Below are 2,230 nucleotides of genomic sequence, written 5' to 3' on the forward strand. Positions count from 1 at the left end.
ATTATTATAGAAGCCCCCATGAATAAATCGCTCATCATTTTCGGCATCGTCAACATAACCTCGGACAGTTTCTCCGATGGAGGCCGGTATCTGGCGCCAGACGCAGCCATTGCGCAGGCGCGTAAGCTGATGGCCGAGGGGGCAGATGTGATCGACCTCGGTCCGGCATCCAGCAATCCCGACGCCGCGCCTGTTTCGTCCGACACAGAAATCGCGCGTATCGCGCCGGTGCTGGACGCGCTCAAGGCAGATGGCATTCCCGTCTCGCTCGACAGTTATCAACCCGCGACGCAAGCCTATGCCTTGTCGCGTGGTGTGGCCTATCTCAATGATATTCGCGGTTTTCCAGACGCTGCGTTCTATCCGCAATTGGCGAAATCATCTGCCAAACTCGTCGTTATGCATTCGGTGCAAGACGGGCAGGCAGATCGGCGCGAGGCACCCGCTGGCGACATCATGGATCACATTGCGGCGTTCTTTGACGCGCGCATCGCGGCGCTGACGGGTGCCGGTATCAAACGCAACCGCCTTGTCCTTGATCCCGGCATGGGGTTTTTTCTGGGGGCTGCTCCCGAAACCTCGCTCTCGGTGCTGGCGCGGTTCGATGAATTGCGGCTGCGCTTCGATTTGCCGGTGCTTCTGTCTGTTTCGCGCAAATCCTTTCTGCGCGCGCTCACAGGCCGTGGTCCGGGGGATGTCGGGGCCGCGACACTCGCTGCAGAGCTTGCCGCCGCCGCAGGTGGAGCTGACTTCATCCGCACACACGAGCCGCGCCCCTTGCGCGACGGGCTGGCGGTATTGGCGGCGCTGAAAGAAACCGCAAGAATTCGTTAACTGCACATTCGGGATATTTCTCTATATTCGCGGTTCAGCAGGCATGTCCCCTTTGAGGGCGACCCGACGACAGGATAATCGACCTTATGGTGCGCAAATATTTCGGCACAGACGGTATTCGTGGCAAAGCCAACGAAGGCGCGATGACGGCGGAAACCGCCTTGCGCGTCGGCATGGCGGCTGGCCGTGTCTTTCGTCGCGGTGACCACCGCCATCGTGTCGTGATCGGCAAGGATACGCGCCTGTCGGGCTATATGCTTGAACCCGCGCTCACAGCCGGTTTCACCTCGATGGGCATGGACGTATTCCTTTTTGGCCCGCTGCCGACAACGTATAGGAAGAATAAACGCCCTTTTCACCCAAGTCCAACAGCTTTGGACCGCAGTTGACTCTTTCGACACCCCTGCGATGCAACCCAATCCGGCTGACGGGGAGCCAGCAACGCTGAAAATTTACCCTCCTCTTTCCCACTAGCGGCTCCTTTTCCGACAACCAGCACGGCGGATCCCTGCCGCGGCGCTGTGAACGCAGCATTTTGATTGGTATCGTTGGCCTTCAGGCTCGTCAGTCAAACAGACCCAGGAGCAGCTCAGCCGGTGGCGCCCGGCTTTCGGGTAACGCCCTGGTCCCGCTGGTTTCGGCTTTGTGCTTCAGGTGATCAAGGATCTGCTTGATCACTATAGGGTCTTCAATGCAGGCGATGACTTTCATGGCGCCGCCGCAGCCGCTGCAGGTCTCGATGTCGATATTGAAAACACGCTTGAGCCGTTGCGCCCATGTCATCGACGCTCGCCGTTGTGCTGGTGTTGCCGGTTCATCAGCCACCCTGACCTTGTTGCCCCTGCCCCGTTTTGCCGGCGTGACCAACGCCCGGTGCCGACTGTTGGGTGCGAACACCCCGTGGAAGCGGGTTAGGTTGACTCTGGGCTTCGGTACCAGGGCGGCCAGCCTTGCAATGAAATCCAATGGTTCGAAAATGACGTGCGTGGTGCCGTCCCGGTACGGCGTCTTGAGCTGGTAGCGCACGTTGCCGCCTCGTGTTAACGACAGCCGCTTCTCGGATACCGCCGGGCGGCTGATGTACCGGCACAGCCGTTCGAGCTTCTTGCGTTCATCGGCCCTGGCCGCCACGCCGGCGTGCAGGCTGGACCCGGCTACCTTGCCAATCCCGTCACCGAACGGATCACCACTGGTCGGCAGAGTTTGCAAAGTGAACACCTTTCGCCCCGCCTGTGAACCGACAGCGATACGGTAAGTGATCGAGTGCCCCAGCAGGGGTGTCATCGGGTCGTCATCCACCGCATCCGAGGCCAGATAGCTGTTTTCGACATCCCGTTCCAGCAGGCCTTGCCGTTCCAGATAGCGACCCACCCGGTGGGCGATGGTGTGCGTCAGC

Annotated in this window: 2 protein-coding genes and 1 pseudogene; 2 read left to right on the plus strand and 1 reads right to left on the minus strand. The window is 60.1% G+C overall.

Translation table 11 applies throughout. From position 1 onward, the window contains the following. Nucleotides 1–18: 18 nt before the first annotated feature. Together sul2 and WA249_RS18830 are read left to right on the plus strand one after the other, a co-directional pair. Nucleotides 19–834 (plus strand): sulfonamide-resistant dihydropteroate synthase Sul2, encoded by an 816-nt coding sequence (gene sul2 / locus WA249_RS18825; RefSeq protein ID WP_001043260.1) that lies wholly within the window; start codon nt 19–21, stop codon nt 832–834. Nucleotides 835–920: 86 nt separating this feature from the next. Further along, entirely contained in the window at nt 921–1,223 is a 303-nt protein-coding gene (locus WA249_RS18830; RefSeq protein WP_000251875.1) for a phosphoglucosamine mutase, read from the plus strand. A gap of 175 nt (nt 1,224–1,398) precedes the next feature. Here the strand turns inward: WA249_RS18830 and WA249_RS18835 are convergent. Next, nucleotides 1,399–2,230: pseudogene (locus tag WA249_RS18835) on the minus strand (IS91-like element ISCR2 family transposase); the annotation flags it as partial.

The organism is Acinetobacter sp. 161(2023), assembly GCF_037027805.1.
Classification (GTDB): Bacteria; Pseudomonadota; Gammaproteobacteria; order Pseudomonadales; family Moraxellaceae; genus Acinetobacter.